Genomic DNA, 19,569 nt, shown 5'->3' with positions numbered 1-19,569 from the left:
ATAAATGAAAAGTGAAATTCTATTTTTTGGATTTTCTACTAATTCCTAGAACGGAAATATCATCTTGTTTAGGAGATCCAGACAAGAATTCATCCAACTTATTTAATATTTGATCGATCCCTTGTCCCATAGGAATTCCTTTCAAATTCCCCACGATCTCCTCCACCCTACCTTCTCCGAATTCCTCTTTATTAGAATTCCATTGTTCGAAAAGACCATCCGTAAAAAGTATTAGTTTAGAATCTTGGGTAAACTTCATCTCGTTAGAAGTGTATTTAGTATTCGGGATCACGCCCATGATCCTTCCTGTTTTTTCCAAAGAGTGTATTTCTTGTCCTTGGATCAGATATTGAGGCACATGTCCTGCGGAAGAATACCGGATCAAATTTAGATTCGTATCAATATCGACCACGATACATGTAAAGAATTGATTCAAATTTTTGAATGTATGCAAGAACTCATTGTTCAAATGATATAAAATTTCGGTCACACTATAGATCCCACGCTTTAAGGATTCATAAATCGCTTTGATCGCCATTGTCAATAGTGCCGCTTGCACACCATGTCCCGTAGCGTCCGCAAGAAACACCCGAGTGAGCCCGGGACGAAGCTCCATAATATCGAAAAAATCCCCTCCCACTTCCGTCAGAGGAAGGTATCTAACAGTAATCTCTAATTCTCCTGTGAGTTTATCTTCTTGAGAAATGATGCCTGATTGGATCTTTCGGGCGGTGGATAGATCGCTTTGGAGTAAACTGAGATTATGCTCCAGTTCTATAGCTAAAGTTTCCTTTTCTTTAATATTGGTTCGGATCTTATCCAGAACCAAATTATACCTTTCTGCGATCTGTCCCACTTCCGTAAACGGTTCTATAGAAAGATCCTGGCTTAGATCCCCTGTCTGCTTTTGGTATTCCATTTCCATAAACAGATCAATCAACTCCGTGGTGGCCCTATGCTCCGTATAATTCAAACCTTGGTATTCATTTTGGGGAGAAACTCTCAGGCTATAAAAACGATGAATTACAGAAAGAAGCGGATAACTAACTCCAAAAGAAAGGATCGCACAAGAAATCACTCCAAGCAACTGCACAAGGATCTGAGTAGTTCTATCCAACCCCGTTCCTAAAATAGAAAGATCCCCGAAAAATCCAACGGCCAAAGTGCCCCAGATCCCGGAAACAAGATGGACAGGAATGGCCCCTACCGCATCGTCTAATTTAAGCTTATCTAATACGACTCCCGCTTCGAACATTAAAATTCCTGCAATTAGTCCGATCAGAAGCGATTCTACGGAATTGACAACGTTACAAGGAGCGGTGATTGCCACAAGCCCCGCCAAGGTGCCGTTTAAAGGAAGTGTGGCTTCTGCATATTTTAAACGGATCCAGCCATAGATCAAACTGGAAGCCATTCCTCCGGAAGCGGCAAACATAGTATTTGCGATGATCTTTGGCACTTCCGAGTTGAATGCAAGAGTGCTTCCCCCATTAAAACCGATCCAACCGAACCAAAGGATCAATGTACCAAGCATCGCGAGAGGCAGATTATGCCCCGTGATCTTTCGGACGGATCCATCCTTACCGTATTTACCCGTTCGATTCCCGATGAGAATCATCGCGGAAAGTCCGACCCATCCGCCTACACTGTGTACCGCAGTGGAACCTGCGAAGTCCATAAACCCAAGATGAGAAAGCCAACCAGTAAATCGGTTCCAGTCTTGTAGGTCTCTTCCCCAAACCCAATGACCAAAAATCGGATAGATCAAGGAAGAGATGATGGTGGTCACGATGATATAAGCGCCGAACTTCATTCTTTCCGCGACGGCTCCGGAAACAATTGTGGCAGCAGTTCCGCAGAACATGAGTTGGAATAAAAAGAAAACGGAAGTTTCCGGACTTGTTCTTGAAAAATCAGGAAAGAACATATCCTTTCCGATCCAACCGTAAAAGGTCGTTCCGAACATAAGCCCGAATCCTATCGAGTAGAAAACCAGAGTAGCAATTCCGAAATCCGTAATATTCTTAATTGCTACATTGATCGAGTTCTTGGTTCGAGTCAGGCCGGATTCTAAACATAAAAATCCGGCCTGCATGAAAAACACCAATCCGGAAGAAAGAATGATCCAAAGAATATCGAAACTCGTTTTAGGCATCGAATTTCTTATTTCAGGATATGATAAGCGAATTGGCAAGAATAGTTTATATTCTTAGGATGTTTGCTCGAACAATAACTCCTTAAGGGATGTCTATTTTCGGATTTAAGATCTAACTAAAAGTTTACTTACTAGATTGGATAATTCGAATCAAATCCGATTCGACCTCTCTTGCCTCTTGTGCCAAAACTTTCGAGTCGGACAAAGTCCGCAAAAGGGGTTCGGGTCTGATCATTCCAATCTTAGTTTTCCCATGATCAGTGTAAACGGAGATCCGGCAAGGTAGCGCGAAATTCATCTCCATATCCTCGCTTAGCACTTTACTCGCACGGAGCGGGTTGCAAACTTCGAAAATTCGGCATTCTTCCGGAAATTCGACCCCTTTCTTTTTCATAGTTTCCTTGAGGTCGTGAACATGTAACACTCCATATTTCGCCTCGGCTACGTTCTTCTGCAAATCCAAAGAAGCTTGCTCCACACTCTTGGCCGACTCAACGATATATTTCATAAATCTGTCTCCATTTATCCCCGGTTCCAGGGCCTTACTGATTAGACTATTCAAAAGTAATAATACCCTATGGGGTATATAGAATTTATTCTTTTTATCCTCAAAAATTCCTCAGTCGGAAGGAATATACTTTTTCAACTTCCAGATCTTTTGAACATATTCCAAGACCGTTCTGTCGGAGGAAAAATTTCCGGCCCTTGCCGCATTTATGATCGTTCGTCTTGTCCAATCTTCGGAATGTAAATAATCCTTTGAAATTCTATCTTGGACGTTTATGTAAGAGTGGAAATCCGCGAGCAAATAATACGCATCTCCTCGTAACAGAAGTTCGTCCACCAAATCCTTAAAAAGGTCTTTAGCTTCCTTCAGAAAGAAACCTTTTCGAACTGCGTTCAAAACGTTCATGATCGCAGGATCAGTATTATAGATCATGAGTGGATCGTAGCCGGAATTCTTGAGTTCTTTCAGCTCATCTACAGTATGTCCGAATACATAGATATTTTCATCCTTCACAGTTTCCAAAATTTCCAAATTAGCTCCATCTAATGTACACACGGTAAGCGCTCCGTTTAACATGAACTTCATGTTTCCGGTTCCGGAAGCTTCGGTTCCCGGACAAGAGATCTGTTCGGACAAATCTGCGGCTGGAATAATTTTCTCAGCCAGACCCACATTAAAATTTGGAAGAAATACGACTTTAAGAAGCCGATTCACTTGCGGATCCGAATTCACGACATTTCCGACAGAATGGATCAATTTGACGATCAACTTTGCTTTACGATATCCCGGGGCGGCTTTTCCCGAAAAGAAGACCGTTCTAGGAGCGTAAAGGCCGGAAGGATTTTCCTTGATCCTTTGATAGTCGTACACGATACGCAAAACATTCAAAAGTTGCCGTTTATATTCATGTATTCTTTTTATCTGGACATCGAATATGGAATTCGGATCGATCCTTAATCCTAAAGTGTTCAGAGTAAAATTAGATAGAAATTCCTTATTTTCCTTTTTGATCTTAGCCCATTCCTGTCTAAATTCCTTATCTCCCGAATACTTTTCCAATTCCGATATATTAGAAAGATCCTTTTGCCAACCATCTCCGATATTATCCGTTATTAGATCCGAAAGTTTAGGATTTGCAGTAAGGAGCCAACGTCTATGTGCGACTCCGTTAGTTATATTATGAAATTTTTCCGGAAACAACGAATAGAATTCTGGAAATATATTGGTCTTCAGGATTTCGGTGTGCAATTTTGCTACCCCGTTAACACTTTTAGAAGCTACCACCGCTAAATGGGACATTCGGATCCTTTTCGGGTTTCCTTCCTCTATAATGGAAACCTTACGTACAATATCTTCGGAAACGTTCTTCCTTCTAAGTTCTTGCAGAAAATTGAAATTGATCTCGTATATAAGCTGAAGATGTCTAGGTAACACATTTTCCATCAAATCCACCGTCCAACTTTCCAATGCTTCCGGCATGATGGTATGATTCGTATATGCAAAACATTGAGTCGTATAATCCCATGCTTGGTCCCAAGCCATGGAATACCCGTCGATTAACAAACGCATAAATTCAGGGATCGCTAAGGTAGGATGAGTATCATTCAGATGAAAGATGAGCCTACGAGGAAGATTCTCCCATTTGATCCCCTCTTCCGAAATAAATTGTGCTAAGGCGTCCTGTAGAGTCGCGCTTACCAAAAAATATTCCTGCTTTAATCTCAATTCTCTCCCTTGTTCTATGCTATCGTTGGGATAAAGGACCTTAGAGATATTCTCAGACTTTTGTTTGTCTTCGATGGCTCTCAAATAATCCCCGTGATTAAAATAGTCTAGGTTAAATTCCCTACTAGACTTTGCCTTCCAAAGCCTAAGATTGATGACTGAATTCGTCTTAAATCCCGGAATGAAAACATCATACGCTTCAGCAAGTACGACTTCCTTAGGATCCCAAATACAAAACGAACAACCTTTATGATCGATATCCGTCTTGATCTGCCCGTAAAACTGAACGGGATATACAAGATCCATTCTTGCAATCTCCCAAGGATTATCCTGGTTCAACCAGTTCTCCGGATACTCTCTCTGGAATCCGTTTCGGATCTCTTGTCTAAAAATCCCGTATTCGTAACGGATACCTGCCGCTTGAGCGGGAAAATTCAACGTTGCAAGCGAATCCAAAAAGCAAGCGGCCAATCTTCCCAAACCGCCATTCCCCAAGGCTGCATCAGGTTCGTTTTCAGCGACTTCCGAAAGTTCATATCCGAGACTCTGCAAAGCTTTTTCAGCGGTATTTTTCATCTGGAGACTTGCCAGATTGGTTCTCAGTAACGTTCCGAGCAGATATTCAATCGAAAGATAATATACTTTTCGAACCTTCTTACTCCTATATTGTTCCTGAATTTCATTCCACCTGCTGATAAGTATATCCCTTAAGCTCATCGCTAAGGCCCGATAGATATCCTCTTTGTACGTATTGTTCTTATATTTTCCGAGTTCGTATTCCAGTTTTTTAACGATGGTAGAGCCAAGAGAATCCACTCCCATCTTCACATCTCGCTCGAACAGGTCCAAAATTTTCCGACGTTCAGTAGTTTCCATATCCTTTCACTCCCAAATTTGAAATATCGGCGGGATATCCCCTATACAAAACCAGTTCCTTCAGATCCTTCGAATAGCGGATCTTCCAATTCGGATATTCCTCGCTAGTCCCGGGGAAATTCGTCTGTTCTTCTTCCATTAGAATATCATGAAGTGAGAATATAGAATATTCCGACGACGTTCTTCCCAAAAGTTCGAACATACCGTCTCTAAATGAAATTTCGAAATCCTTCCCGTTTTCCTCCCCGATCCGGATATTCTCCCTATTTAAGAGGTCCAAAATTTCCCTTTTCTCCCTTTCCCTACTGGTGGAAAAAACTTTCGCAGTCTCCTCGTCCCAAATCGAAGTTCTCTTTCTAAATTCTATATCAAATCCGTTCCAATATCCCTTCAAGGTGGGAAGGTCGTGGGTATTATGAACGGAAACGGATTTGAGTGGATAATCGTTGGGAGGAATAAATCCTTCTCCCTGACGTTGTTCGAAGTATAGAACGCGAAAGGAATACAATCCGAAATCCATTAGTTTTTCCTTAATTTCATAAGGAACATTTCCCAGATCTTCGGCGACTAGAACGCAACGTTTCCTATGGCTCTCGAGAGCTAAGATCTTTAACAAATGTTCTGCCGGATAAGATACGTACCCCCCTTTGGAACCTTGAGGAATCCAATATAGACGGAACAATCCGAGAGCATGATCGATCCTTAACATTCCGCTCTCGATCATATTGTTTCGGACCAATTTGATAAAATGATCGAAACGGGTCTCTATCATCCTGCGAGGGATCGAAGGAGGGATCCCCCAATTCTGACCGGTAGGCGAAAATAGATCGGAAGGAGCCCCCACTTTCGTTGAAGACGCAAAGTCCATAGAAAAACTTCTGACCTCCGGTCCGTTCGGATCCGAGCCCACTGCCAAATCTCCGAATAATAATACCTTCCTTTTTTTAAAATATTCCTGTATCCTTCTCCATTGTGTCTCGGTTACCCAGGAGAGAAAATAGATGAAATCAATATACTCCTCTCTGTCGTGGGTCTTTTTGTTTGTTTCGGATTTCTTATGCGAGTTTAGGGATTTCCTTTCGTAGAAACTAGCTCCCGATAATTTTTCGGTCCAGTATGCGTGAGAAAAAAGAAGTTCTCCTTGTTCAGAAACGAAATTCGAAAATTCCCTCTTGTCTTTTTTTGATTTCGGATCTGAAGAAGAGATAAATTCCAAATAAGCTTGGTATAAATATCCTAATTTAAATTCGTGGACCGATTCGAAATTTATGTATTTTCCCGAGGTTTCTTTTTTGTGAAATTTTGCCCTCTCTCCGAAATATCTTTTTGATGTATCCGGAAGATCCAGATCTTCGAACACCCAAGGCAAATGAACGTATAAATAGTCTTTAAAAAACCTATTCCAGGAAAAATACGGGCTAAAATCGCGAGTGGGGATCGGATATGGAAAATGTAGCGGGTTGATGGAGAGGACCTTATAGCCTGAATCGGAACAATAATCCGCTAAAATATAGAGGTCGTGAAAATCTCCGATACCGTCGTTCATTTCCGAACGGATTGCATATAATTGGACTGAAATACCCAACTTCTTTCTATTTTCTTCTACAGAATAACATTTTTCCGGGTGAACCACCAAAACGGAAGAAAGACCTTCGAACCTGCCAGGAACATTATGAATAGATAATTTATGATATCCGAATTCGATCCGATCGTTGATCCTTATTTTATATACAAATTTTTTTCGAGGCAGTTCTTCCTCCGTGTTATCCGGCTCGGATAGCTCAAGAGGGAACTCTTCCGTTTTCCCGTTCTCTTTTTCTATCTTCAAAAAACAATCCTCAGGAAAATGCAGATATGGCCATCGGAATCGGATCCATCTTTCCTTATCTTCTCCGCTTGAAAAATAAATATGATCCAAAAGTCGCGATGAGTCGGAAAGTCGGATCATAGCCAGAAGTTTTTTCGGGTCTCTTGCCTCTTGTTCTTCCCATCCCAACGCGGTCAACAGTCCCAATGCGGATCTTTCATCTAATTCGTGAAGTTTCCCATCGAGATCATAGTATTTAGGTACTAGTCCCAATTTATTCCAGATTTTCTCCCGATCCGTTTCCATAGATTATCCGTTAAGCACTGATCCAGGTTCTTCGAAAAGGACTAGCGACTTAGGTTGTGCTATATAAGAAGAAAGAAGAATTTCCTTCCGGTTGGAAAAAGTTTTTTCGGAGGTATCTATTACTTTACACAAAGGAGAACCGATGCTGGACTCCGGAAAGACGAACTTCACTTCCTTGTCCGTTGGATTCAAAAGAAGGATAAAGCCGATCTCCGAATCGGTTTCCCGCATAATATTCTTAAGATCCGTCTTTCTAAAACGGGCATACCAGGAAATCGGATAAGATCCGCTTCTTGCAAACGACGGATCGGAAATTTCGACTCCATTCTCATCGCTAACGATCGATTTCCAGAGAAGAGAATTATCATCCGAGATTAACGTATCAATTTTTCCAAATATAGGATTGGATTTTCTATACCGGATCAAATAGTTTACGAACGCAAAAAAATCCTCTTTTTCCGCATCCGATTCCCAGTCGTAAAAATTAATATTATTATCTTGGCAATATGCGTTGTTATTTCCTTTTTGAGTTCTGGAAAGCTCGTCTCCTCCCGAAAGCATCGGGACAGAGGAAGACAGTAAAAGGTTAGAGATCAGATTCCTTTTTTGTCTTTCTCTCATAGAGAGAATATCTTCGTTATGTGTAGGCCCCTCTTCGCCGCAATTCCAAGAGTAATTCTGATCGGCACCGTCCCTGTTATTTTCTCCGTTTTTTTCGTTATGTTTTCCGTTGTACGATACCAAATCCTGTAGTGTAAACCCGTCGTGACAGGTAATAAAATTTAATTTTTCAAACGGAAGATCCTTCGTAGTTTCCGGTGTAAGTCTTCTCTGTCCTAAATGACCAAGTATTTCTTTAGAATCAACATCACCTGAATTCCAAAATTTACGAACGGAATCCCGAAAAGTATCGCTCCATTCCCTCCATGGCGAAGGAAAACGGTCCTGAAAATTCCCTTCCAAGTCCCAAGGTTCCGCAATTAGTTTGAGTTCCGAAAGAAGCGGATCCCGTTTTAATGCGGCGATAAAAGAAGGAAAGGATTCGGGAAGTCCATCGCTCCCGCGGATCAAACTTGCCGCTAAATCGAATCTAAATCCGTCCACATGCGTTTCCGAGGCCCAATATCTAAGACTATTGATGATCAGGTCCAACACAACCGGCTTAGAAACATCTAATGTATTGCCGCATCCAGAATAATTCCGATACATCATCTTTTTATGATCTTCTAATCGATAGTACGATCGGTTGCATAGACCGCGAAAATGAAGATTCGGACCGAAATGATCTTCCTCGCAGGTATGATTATAAACCACATCGAGTATTATCTCGATCCCTGCGCTATGAAACGTTTTTACCATCGTTTTGAAATCCCGGAGTAATTCCACCTCTGCTCCCTTTCGCGCATAACGTATATCCGGAGAGAAAAAGTTCAAAGTATTATAACCCCAATAATCGGATAATCCGGAGGTCTGTAAACGAGCGCCGGAATAAGACTGATGGATCGGTAAGAGTTCGACGGAAGTAATCCCCATACTTTTTAAATGGTTCAGTATCGGTTCGGAACAAAATCCCAAAAATGTTCCTCGTAAATCTTTCGGAATATCCGGATGATTTATAGTCATACTTTTAATATGAGCTTCATATAGGATCGTATCTTGCCAGGAATAGGAAGGCTTATGCTCGTTCGACCAATCGAAACTTTCATCAATCACTCTAGCAAGAGGAGAGAATGCCGCGTTATCCGCTTCACTCATTATAGAGATGTCACTTTCTTTCGGGATTTTTTCCAAATTTTCCCGACGATACGCGTATAAAGAAAGATCCAGAACCGGAAGACGAGCGATCGACCTTGCATACGGGTCCAAAAGAACCTTGTAAGGATTGAACCAATGGCCTTCCCAAGGTTCGAACGGCCCATGAACCCTATAACCGTACAAGACTCCCGGTTTAAGGCCGGAAAAATATCCGTGCCAAACAGGCCCCGATCTTGAACTTAAGCTAAAACGCTTTTCTTCCTTTTTAGATAGCAAATCCGCAAAAAGACAGACTTCCACTTTCGTAGCGTATTCTGAGTAAACCGCGAAATTAACTCCTCTCCCATCCCAACTTGCACCCAAAGGGTACGGTTTTCCAGGAGCAAAACTTAGTCCCATATCTCGGTATGGACGTTCATTTTCGATACGGATCTGATTCATACGGAAACGAATCTATATCGCTGTTACGAAATCGGAAGGGAGAACTTCTTTTGACTGAACTGAATGTAATTTTGGGGCATCAAGTCTTTGCTTAAAGTCTTGAAGAACATTCATAAAATAAACGTAAGCTTCGTAAGGAGATCCGTACGGACTAAAATATTTATGAACGTCACCGTCGTTGAAATATTTCGTACACATATAATAGAAATGATCCGAAGTCTGAAGTCTTCCGAACGTATCTATGATCTTTTCGTCTCCGGTAGAATGAACTCTATCTTCCAATGCGTATAACGCTTGGACTGCTTGTCTTTGCATTGAATTTCCAAGCCAAGCCGACAGATCTCTTTCCATATCCGCCCAGGAAACGGCTTCTTCCGTATCAATTTCTCCTAAACTATGGCTTCGTTCCGCTGCATTAGAAACGGTCCTAAATTTGAAATCAGGATGTTTACGGATAGCTGATGGAAGATATTTAAGGAATTCGAATATTCCAGATTCAGCCCATTGGTGTTCTCCAAATGTCTCGAAATCCATAAACAAGTTCACACAATTTCCGTTACCGGCAAGGGAATGAACCCAACGGGAAAACTTTTCCGTATTCAGAGGAAAATGGGACCAATTTTTTTCGGAAAAACGAAAAGCGATGTCATCGCTTAAACGGTAATTTTTAGTCAGAAGTTTCAAACCAGGTTCCGATTTGGATTGGTACATAAAATTTGGACTTCTCCATCCCAAAAGGCGATCTACTCCTTCCATTAACATGAGCGTATAACCCATTTTTCGAACAAGGCGCGCAATATTATTGGAATATATCAATTCCGTATTTCTAAAGGCTTGCGGAAGAACTCCTAACTCTTTCTTCATCGTTTTTCTATGTTTTAATACCTGACGCGAAAATTCCTTTTCCGAATAAAGACTAGATAAGGAATGATAGTATGTCTCCGAAAGGAATTCCACATATCCGGTATCCGCTAATTTTTTAAACTGATCTAGAACTTCCGGATACCAAAGTTTAAACTGCTCAATAGCCGTTCCTGAAATGGAAAAAGTTACCTGAAAATCCTCTTTAAATTCGCGGATAAGGTCCAAAAGAAGATTTGTCGTAGGGATATAACATTTGTCCGATACCTTTCGGAGTATTTGCCTATTTCTCTCCTCGTCGAAATAGGTATGATCCTTTCCAATTCCGAAAAAATCATAAGGTTTAAGACGAAACGGTTGATGGACTTCGAAATAAAAGCACACAGATATCATAAAAAGCTCCTATACACTTGGGCGATTTTTTTGGCGGTAGACATCCAATTGATCCTTTCAGATTCGGCTTTGGCCTGATTTCCGATCTCTTCCCTCAAAGGACCGTATTTCAGGATCGAGATCGCTTTTTCCGCAAGACTATCCGTATCCCAAAAATCAAATTTTAAACATTGATGAACGATCTCACTCACTCCGGATTGTTTAGATAAAATGACGGGTAGATTGTGGGACATTGCTTCTAACGCCGTTAAACCGAAAGGTTCGGAAACGGACGGCATTATATAAACGGAACACATACTGTAGAGGCGATGAGCTTTCTCCGCATTTAAAAACCCGGTATAATGGAAATAACCTCCCAGGCCCAAATCTGCGGCTAATTCTATCATGCGATTCTGTAAGTCTCCACTTCCCGCCATGACAAATTTCACATTCGGAACCTCCCTTACGATCTTTGCGGCGGCCTTTACAAAATAATCCGGACCTTTTTGGTGAGTAATCCTTCCTAAAAACAATATGATAGGGTCTGTAATATTATTCTCTCCCCAATTTTCCCTTCCTTCAGCCGTAGGGGAAATACCGTTATGCGCGACATCTATCTTATTTTCATCGATCCCGTATTTATCTCTTATTATATTCTTAGTATATTCGCTTACAGAAACGATACGATCAGCGGATTCGAAACCTTCTCTTTCTATCCGCTTGATTTCCTCATTACCACTCTCTCCACATCGATCGAATTCAGTAGCGTGGACATGAAGGATCGTAGGTATATTTTTTTTCCTCTTCAGCTCATTTGCAGCAAGAAAGGTCATCCAGTCATGCGCATGGACGATATTCGGTCTTATTTTTTCCCCCAACAGGGAAACAATCTTTGAAAACATTCGTATATCGTAATATAGATCCGGACCGTATCCACCTGCAATCTCCGGAATTTTTTCAGACAACTCTTGTGTCATATTTTCAGGATATTGGGAAGACCAAGTTATCCCTGGCGATCTTTCTTGCTTTTTCCCGGGAGAAAAATATGGAGAAAACATAAGCCTTTCAGGAAGACTTTCTAAAATCGTTTCGTTCTCTTTGATTAATTCCGCCTTTTCATTCGATCCCAATAGTTCCCAAACCTTTCGAATGTCCAAAAGGCGAATACCATCTATCTCTTCCTCGTTTCCGTGTAGTTTAGGAACGATAAAATCGACGTTATATCCCAAGGAGGCGATATTTTTTGCAATTTCCTTACACGCAACGCCAAGACCTCCCGTGATATTCGGGGGATATTCCCATCCAATCATGAGTATTTTCGCATCTCTCATGATCCTTTGCCTCCTAATATCCGAATTCCTGTGACAAAAGATCATACATTTACTCTACACTAACGTCAACACCCACAAGGTCGAACAACGTAAGTAACCGAGAAACGACAAATTCACAGGGAATCCAATAGACATTCATCTAACGGAGAATTACGACCGATACCGACAATCAAATCCTTGCACAATTCTCACTCGAGTTCAGCTAACATCCATTTAACTATAGGGCCGCAATAGAAAAAGATAAAGGGAAAGACTTCGCATGAAAACTAAAGAAAAACGGCAAACAAAAGAGAAAAATAAAACAAAATTTATGTTATTCCATATTATAAAAATAACATGATATTCTTTTCAGGACACTACCTTCATTATGTCTTATACAATCGGAACATCAGGAACAAAAACGAAACACTTTGCCGAGGAAAATTATTGTCATCTCCCGTTGGATAATAAAATCCTTTCATGCGCTTTCTACTCTCCTCCGCCTCCCTGCTCCTACTTGCATTTTCCCTTTTATCCAAAACATCCGAACCGGCGGATCCTTGTTCCAAGATCAAAAACAAAAACGATCAGAAAAAATGTTACATGAACGAGTACCAAGTCGCTGACAAACAATTGAACCTTACTTATAAAAAAATAAGGGAAGGTCTATCCGATCCCGAGAAAGAAGATTTAAAAAAATTGCAAGTGCTTTGGATCGGATACAGAGACGGGATTTGTGAAGGTCCTATGTATTCTTCGGATGAATCTGGGATTGAAACGATCATCTGCAAGACTGGGACTACTATAGAAAGAACCAAATATTTACATCATGTTTGGAAATTCTCCACGGTATCTAAAGAAGGACTTGGTTCTTATACGGATGGCTTCGGTGGAAGTTTAAAACTTTTTCGAGATACCTCGAGTAACGAAATCCAATTTTCTCTGGAGGTTGTGAGAGGTCCTACTGCTCATCTGGGAGAAGTAAGCGGAAATTGGACTCCGGCCAAAGAAGCTAAATGGATATGGGCTTCCACACCAGGATGTAATTCGGAAGATCCGGACTGCTGCTTATTGGAATTCCAATATTTTCAAAATAGGATAGAGGTGGAGGAAATTTCTTGTTCCGCGTATCACGGAGCAAGGGCTTATTTCGGGGGAAGTTATAGATATGAATTTAAACAAAAAAAATAGAATGCATAACAGTTTGACTTCTAACTAAAATCGACTAACCATCTTAATTGTTTAGAAGTTTCTTATATATGAATTATATATAAGTTATTTATAACAATTACATTCTCTTTGCTCATTGATTCGTATTTTATATTTTCACTTCTTGTTACGCTCATATTTTTAGTTTCTTCTTGCTCTACCTATACTGCTCCAATACATTCGCCGCTGTTTGGGAAATTTTTGTAATCCGATTACAACTTTTTTTCGAACGAGCTTACAGATGAAAAAAATATTTGGAGATTCCTATGCGATTCTTTTTGTTAGTCTTGTGTTTAAGTGTGTTCTCTATCGGTCTTTGGGCGGATTGTCCGGACTACATCACACCTTCCAACCCGCCTAGTTTTTCGAAACCCACCAAAAGAAGTTTCCGTAATTTCGGAAATACGATATTGGCCGGTCTATATGTACCGTATCATATGGTCTATGATACCATCGTAAAATCCGGATCAAATGCAACTATGGTCGGCAAATTCGACTATGATGCCGTATTCCACAAGGATTTGGAAGGTGAATACATCCATGTTTATATTTACGGAACCGCTATGAGCGGTTGGAATTATGTGGGTCGGTATACTACGAACGGTGACGGAAAGATCACCGCAAACTTAGGGGTCCGAGCAACGGGCGACTATATCGTTCGTATGGTGGTGGAAGGTGATCTTTCTAGCGCTGACGGTTATTTGACCGTCGCAGATCCCGGTCGCCAAACGGTTTTATTCGATGTGGATGGAACCTTAACCAAGAATGATTTCGAGTCTATTGCCGATTATGCCGGCATCAAAATTGCTGATACTTATTATTACGCTCCCGAAACTGTAAATGCATATCGTAACAAAGGTTATCAGGTTGTCTATCTGACCGGTCGCCCTTACTGGAATACCAAGGATACACGCGAATGGTTCCCAATAAAGGGGATAAAATCATGGCATTATCATCCTCATTCGGAATATTGGGGCGAGAATGTACAGTCTTATAAAACGGATTATATCAACTATTTGCGCAATACCGTAGGCTTGGATATTATCCGTGCGTACGGAAATGCGACTACTGATATTGCGGCTTATGCTGCAGGCGGCATTCCGAAAGCGGATACTTGGATCATAGGAGAGCATGCAGGGAAAGAAGGAACACAGTCCATCACGGGTAATTATTCTCTTCACTATAATACCGTAGTCGCAAGTACTCCTCAATCCGCATCTTGTTACTTGTAAAAACGTATAAAAAAGTGCTGAACCGCTCCCAGTTTAGATAAACAATCGAACTTAGGGCAAATCGGAGACCTATACCGGAGAAAGTATAATCAATCACTTTCTCTGGTCTTATACTCTTCTATGTCGATCAACGCATGGTATTTGCGGATCACTTCCTCGTCGAATCCAGAATCATGATTGAGGTCATTTAGAACATCTCTTTGGAATTGTAATAATTCCAAATATACGTCTCCGTATTCTTTTCTTTCTCCCCTATGAATGCCGGACATTCCCTTGAGCTCTTCCTCGAAATATCCCAATTCCGTCTTTAAGCGAGAGATCAGATTTTTGAGATGTTTATTCTTTTTTGCACCGGTATTATTTTTTTCTTCCAAATACCTTAACGACTCCGAAGCCAATCTTTTTTGGATCATCACTTCCTGCTTATGGACCGGAACGGGAATTTGAAAATCCATTACGTTCAATTTCCGTATCAACCAAGGAAGAGTGAGTCCGTTAAAGATCATAGTTGTCAAGATCACTAAGAATGTGATAAATAGGATCAAATTCCGATAAGGAAAAGGAGTTTCTCCGTTTATATAGATCGGAATAGAAAGCGCTGCCGCAAGAGAAACAACCCCTCGGATCCCTGCCCATCCTAAAACGATAGGGATTTTCCATCCCGGATTTACTTCCGTGACTTCTATAAAATTGCTCATGATGCGAGTAAAACCGGAGGTGCAAAGAGTGATGACGATCCTAGTGACGATCAAAGCGAATGAGATCACCAGTCCGTAGACGATTGCACTGGTAATACTAATATCTCCCAATTGATTTACGATAGAAGGTAGCTGCAAACCGATCAATAGGAAGATAAGCCCATTTAGAATGAATACGATACTATTCCAAACATTCACGCCTTGGATACGGCTCGCATAACTCAATAAACTTTGGCGTTTGCTAGACAGAAGTAGCCCGCCACAGACCACAGCAAGAACTCCGGAAACATGAAAATGTTCCGCCATGTAATACATACAATACGGAGTCACAAAAGTTAAAACGATCTCTATACTCGGCGTAAGAGGAAGCCAACGATGGATCCCATAGAATACAAGTCCTACCGTTAGACCGATCAATGAACCGGCGATTACCACCCAAATAAAACTGATTGCAGCTTCTTGTAGATAAAATTGTCCGGTGACTGCAGCCGCCAATGCAAAACGGAAAACGATCAAAGAAGAAGCATCGTTCAATAAACTTTCTCCTTCTGCGATACTCACAACGGACTTAGGAGCCTTTGTTTGTTTCATGATAGTAACGGAAGATATAGAATCGGGAGGAGAGATAATCCCTCCTAATAAAAATCCGATCGCTAAAGTAAATCCCGGAATGAGAGAAGTGGAAATCAATGCAATCGCACAAGAAGTAATGATCACGATCGGAAACGCAAAACCTGCGATGATCCTCCTCCATTTCCAAAATTCTTTCCAAGAAATTTGCCAAGCAGCTTCGTAAAGTAGTGGAGGAAGAAAAATTAGAAAAACAAGTTCGGGCGTGATAGTAATATTTTGGAAAAATGGAATAGCGCTAACAACAAGACCACCGATCAATAAAACGATCGGATACGCAAGCCCTAGTCTATCGGCAATCACAACCAATCCAAGAATGATCAAAATCAGATATACATATTCGACTAGGATATTTTCCATCTTTTCCTGTTTGAGAGAGAGATTTTACAGATCATCATAAACCTTTTCATCCACTCAACTACTTTACAATCTAGTATTTTTCTCTTTGGCAGTTTGCTGTTGACTTCTCTTGCTGATCCTGAATTCTTTGGTGTGCTCAAATATTACTCTAGTCTAATTTTCATCGCCTCACTTTGTCTATTCGCCACACCCGCAGAAGCATGGTGGAATCATTTTCTATTCAATCGACCGGCTCTCGAAGTTATGCCTGAATTGGTATCCGCTCCTAAAGTAAAAGTAGAATCACTAGAAGACTTTTTACTGAAAGAACAGGACAAACTGATCCCTCTTATGAGGGATATGGAGAAGGAAGCGAATCTTAGCTACGATACAAACGCCCCACTTCCGGAGGCTCTTGGATTCAAAGGTGGAGATAGAAAGACGATCCGAAATCAGTTTCTACGAGCGCTCAGGGTGAACACCGGAACACCGTTAGGTTATTTTTTGCAAAATCTTCCAGGAAACCCCATGCCCGGAAAAAAATCAGATCCGAACACGGTCAGTCTCAACGGAAAAAGGGATCTCAAGGAAGATTACGAATTTTATGATATTCGAATTGGAGAACTTGTAAGTCCTATCGAAGTTCTTGCAACCGCAGGTGACGAACCGGATTTCGGATTAGATCTAAACCTATTCGAGGATAATGGAGAAAGTTTCGGAAAAGAGTACGGTTTTGGAATACAGTCTTTCGGTGATCCTAAGATCTATTATGCAACCCAGGTTCCGTTTCATATAGGTTATTACCACGAATCTCCTATCATTTTTGCCGCGGCTGGATTTTTAACCCGGACCTATCCAAAATACAGAGTATTTCAGTTTATGACACTTTCCCGTTTTGCTTTTCAAACGGGACATTCCTATTGGGGATATAGGTTTTTAGGTTGGGGGATGCATTATGTTGCCGATCTTACACAACCCTATCACTCCAGAGTTCTCCCGAATTTTGGGACGATCAGTATGCTTTGGATCAATCTAAAAGCGATCCTTGGTTTCGAAACCGCTAAAAACGAAACAATTGATAGGATCTCCAGCCGACATACCACCATAGAAAAATATCATTTTAGTACATTACGAAATGCATATCGAACTAAAAATTTCACTCATCCATTCATTGTAAATTTGAGACAAACCGATCTGGATAATAATTACGGAAAATACGACAATTCCTATTTAGTTAATATGGTAGCCAAACAAAGTTACGATCTTTCCGATCGGATCGATACTTTAATTGACGAATCGAATCTGTTGAATGGATTTTCGGAAGGGAAACTTTTACCTGCGATCAATCAAAAGTTTTTGGGAGATCTAGATTCAACGATTTCCGAACACATGAAAGGTGTCGGTTCTCATATCCGGAATTACGTTAGAGCAGGATTGAACTAGGAACTAAAGGAAGAATAGGACTCTATTATTTGTAGAGTCTGCAACCCAGACTCCTCCTTGGCGATCCAATACAATACCGGACGGTCCAAATTGGTTATCTCCTGTACCGGAAGTATTACTTACAAAATCTGCCTGGCCAAAAACGATCTTAGCAGCTTCTCCTTTCTTCGGGACATTACATTCGTTTCCGGCTAAGGAACAAGTTGAACTAGTATCATTTAAAAAATATTTGATGATCTGATTTTTGAAATAAGTATCAATAGAAGGGTCGCAAGGATTTTCAGTAGGAATTGCCCCGCATTGTATGAAGAAGACTTTCCGCAGTAGGGAAAAATACACTCTACGAAATACATTTCATTTTTCGATCCATACCGGATTCGTTCAAGCAGAGAAGGGAATGTCCATGCTATCCTTGTTTATAAATGAAGAAGTTTTTGATCGTTCTCTCCTCCATACTTTTATTAATTACCCTCTGGTGGATCGTAACTCCTTCCCCCCATGAATACAAAAGAATCCCAAATTCGGATTTTTCTTTTGAGACGGTAATTTTCAGGAGCCCGGATCCAAAACGTCTTTCCGATTTTTATAAGACCATATTTCGTGCAACGGAAGCGAAAAGTACGCCCCGTTGGATACTTGGAGATCCGCTCTCTTCCGTGATTACACTTAGAACACCGAGTTATCAGGGCGAAGGCCCATTATTAACGATATTAAAGTCGAAGAAGCCCAATCTAGCAACCTCCGCCGCAAATGACCTAGGTTACGCTCATATCTGTTTCGAAACGGATAATGTTCCGGGTCTTATCCGAACGATCCAAAAAAACGGAGGAAGGATAGATAGTCGTTTCGAAAATTTACAAAAAGTTCCCGCAATCTATGGAAGGGATCCGGATGGGAATATATTCGAGATCCACATTCCGTTTCCGACTCCCCTTAGTCCAAGCACAATATTTCGAAGTCTAAATTCGTTCGTACGGACTTACTTCAAACTGGATCCCCCGAAAATGGACGAGATCCGATTCCTTCATGTAAATATTAATTCCAAGGATTGGACCAAGGCTCTTTCATTTTATAGTAAAGTATTGGCAGCGAATCCCACAGGTTTCGAAAGGGATTATAAGGGAGACTTTATAGAAAATCTAACCGATCTCCGAGGAATAGAAGTCAAAGGGCGCCATCTTTCATTACCCGGATATGATGAAGGTGGACCCACCTTAGAGATCTTTACCTACAATACTTTCAGTGCAAGAGGCCCATTAAGTAAATCTGATATAGGAAAAATAGCCATAGGATTCCGTGTTTTGGATTTACGTTCATCAGTGAATAAAATACTACAAGAAGGCGGGATCAAATTGGAAGAACAAGGCAATACTTCAATACTCAAAGATCCGGAGGGAAATCTCCTCCTTCTTTCTCAGAATAAGTCCAGCCTAGACAATACACCCCTGAGAAAATAATCTTCCAAAAACCGAAAGTTATCCGCCAGAATGACTGTGCGCCTACCCGAGAGTAATGGAGATCCTCGGCGAATAAACACCGCGCCAGGGATAGTAGCGGCATACTGCGCCGCAACATAATCATGGTGAGGCGCAGATGCAAGCGGATAGCCCGGTCCGAGCGATTAAAGACTATATGGGGGAACTTTGAGTTGTTCGCGAGGAGGCGCCCAAGAACTCCAATCTAGTATATTCCATATATTTAATATAATAAACATTTTGTAATATTCGGATTTTAAATATATGGACTGTTCGTTCAATATTTTTATCATAACAAATGCTTTAAAAAGAAAAAACTTTAGATACTTAGAAGAATCTTGGGCAAAAGTAAACGATTTATAAGTACACACCGTTTAATATCCCACACACATATAAAAGTATCCGTGATTGATTGGGAATTCAATGG

General features: G+C 40.9%; 13 protein-coding genes. 4 read left to right on the top strand and 9 right to left on the bottom strand.

Features of this window, described 5'->3' with window-relative positions:
- Window positions 1–19: 19 nt before the first annotated feature.
- The 7 genes from amt to LEP1GSC192_RS00805 all read right to left on the bottom strand — a co-directional run bounded on the left by amt (window position 20) and on the right by LEP1GSC192_RS00805 (window position 12,137).
- Window positions 20–2,155 (bottom strand): ammonium transporter, encoded by a 2,136-nt coding sequence (gene amt / locus LEP1GSC192_RS00835; protein ID WP_020768287.1) that lies wholly within the window; start codon window positions 2,153–2,155, stop codon window positions 20–22.
- 124 nt (window positions 2,156–2,279) lie between these two features.
- The gene (locus tag LEP1GSC192_RS00830) at window positions 2,280–2,663 is read right to left on the bottom strand and encodes a DUF302 domain-containing protein (protein ID WP_036088632.1); all 384 of its coding nucleotides are present in this window, start codon (window positions 2,661–2,663) and stop codon (window positions 2,280–2,282) included.
- 111 nt (window positions 2,664–2,774) lie between these two features.
- Entirely contained in the window at window positions 2,775–5,264 is a 2,490-nt protein-coding gene (locus tag LEP1GSC192_RS00825; RefSeq protein WP_020768075.1) for a glycogen/starch/alpha-glucan phosphorylase, read from the bottom strand.
- Window positions 5,251–7,377, bottom strand: coding sequence for a 4-alpha-glucanotransferase (malQ, locus tag LEP1GSC192_RS00820; protein WP_020768259.1), 2,127 nt, complete (start codon window positions 7,375–7,377; stop codon window positions 5,251–5,253). The genes LEP1GSC192_RS00825 and malQ overlap by 14 nt, the downstream gene beginning before the upstream one ends.
- Window positions 7,378–7,380: 3 nt before the next feature.
- Window positions 7,381–9,573 carry a glycogen debranching protein GlgX gene (gene glgX / locus LEP1GSC192_RS00815; protein ID WP_020768175.1) on the bottom strand — a complete coding sequence of 731 codons (2,193 nt, stop codon included), beginning with the start codon at window positions 9,571–9,573 and terminating at the stop codon, window positions 7,381–7,383.
- 12 nt (window positions 9,574–9,585) lie between these two features.
- Window positions 9,586–10,827, bottom strand: a complete 1,242-nt coding sequence (locus tag LEP1GSC192_RS00810) for a glycoside hydrolase family 57 protein (protein WP_020768099.1) — start codon at window positions 10,825–10,827, stop codon at window positions 9,586–9,588.
- Entirely contained in the window at window positions 10,824–12,137 is a 1,314-nt protein-coding gene (locus tag LEP1GSC192_RS00805; protein WP_020768292.1) for a glycosyltransferase family 4 protein, read from the bottom strand. The genes LEP1GSC192_RS00810 and LEP1GSC192_RS00805 overlap by 4 nt, the downstream gene beginning before the upstream one ends.
- Window positions 12,138–12,596: 459 nt before the next feature.
- Between LEP1GSC192_RS00805 and LEP1GSC192_RS00800 the strand changes: the two genes are divergently transcribed.
- Window positions 12,597–13,307 (top strand): lysozyme inhibitor LprI family protein, encoded by a 711-nt coding sequence (locus LEP1GSC192_RS00800; protein ID WP_020768475.1) that lies wholly within the window; start codon window positions 12,597–12,599, stop codon window positions 13,305–13,307.
- Window positions 13,308–13,591: 284 nt separating this feature from the next.
- A complete protein-coding gene (locus LEP1GSC192_RS00795) occupies window positions 13,592–14,557 on the top strand; it encodes a lipin/Ned1/Smp2 family protein (protein WP_020768216.1) in 966 nt (321 codons plus the stop codon).
- 89 nt (window positions 14,558–14,646) lie between these two features.
- Here the strand turns inward: LEP1GSC192_RS00795 and LEP1GSC192_RS00790 are convergent, their stop codons facing one another.
- The gene (locus tag LEP1GSC192_RS00790; protein WP_020768059.1) at window positions 14,647–16,245 is read right to left on the bottom strand and encodes a Na+/H+ antiporter; all 1,599 of its coding nucleotides are present in this window, start codon (window positions 16,243–16,245) and stop codon (window positions 14,647–14,649) included.
- A gap of 243 nt (window positions 16,246–16,488) precedes the next feature.
- Between LEP1GSC192_RS00790 and LEP1GSC192_RS00785 the strand changes: the two genes are divergently transcribed.
- Window positions 16,489–17,667, top strand: coding sequence for a hypothetical protein (locus tag LEP1GSC192_RS00785; RefSeq protein ID WP_020768120.1), 1,179 nt, complete (start codon window positions 16,489–16,491; stop codon window positions 17,665–17,667).
- Between the two features lie 3 nt (window positions 17,668–17,670).
- Here LEP1GSC192_RS00785 and LEP1GSC192_RS00780 read toward each other — a convergent pair whose 3' ends face one another.
- Entirely contained in the window at window positions 17,671–18,006 is a 336-nt protein-coding gene (locus LEP1GSC192_RS00780; RefSeq protein ID WP_020768454.1) for an NHL repeat protein, read from the bottom strand.
- A gap of 95 nt (window positions 18,007–18,101) precedes the next feature.
- Here LEP1GSC192_RS00780 and LEP1GSC192_RS00775 point away from each other — a divergent pair, with 95 nt between their 5' ends.
- On the top strand, window positions 18,102–19,124 hold the full coding sequence (locus LEP1GSC192_RS00775; protein ID WP_232420932.1) for a VOC family protein: 1,023 nt from the start codon (window positions 18,102–18,104) through the stop codon (window positions 19,122–19,124).
- The last annotated feature ends 445 nt before the right edge of the window (window positions 19,125–19,569 follow it).

Source organism: Leptospira sp. B5-022 (genome assembly GCF_000347035.1).
GTDB classification, from domain to species: domain Bacteria; phylum Spirochaetota; class Leptospiria; order Leptospirales; family Leptospiraceae; genus Leptospira_B; species Leptospira_B cinconiae.
Note: the sequence above shows the minus strand (reverse complement) of the source record. Positions and strands in the feature narration are given on the sequence as shown.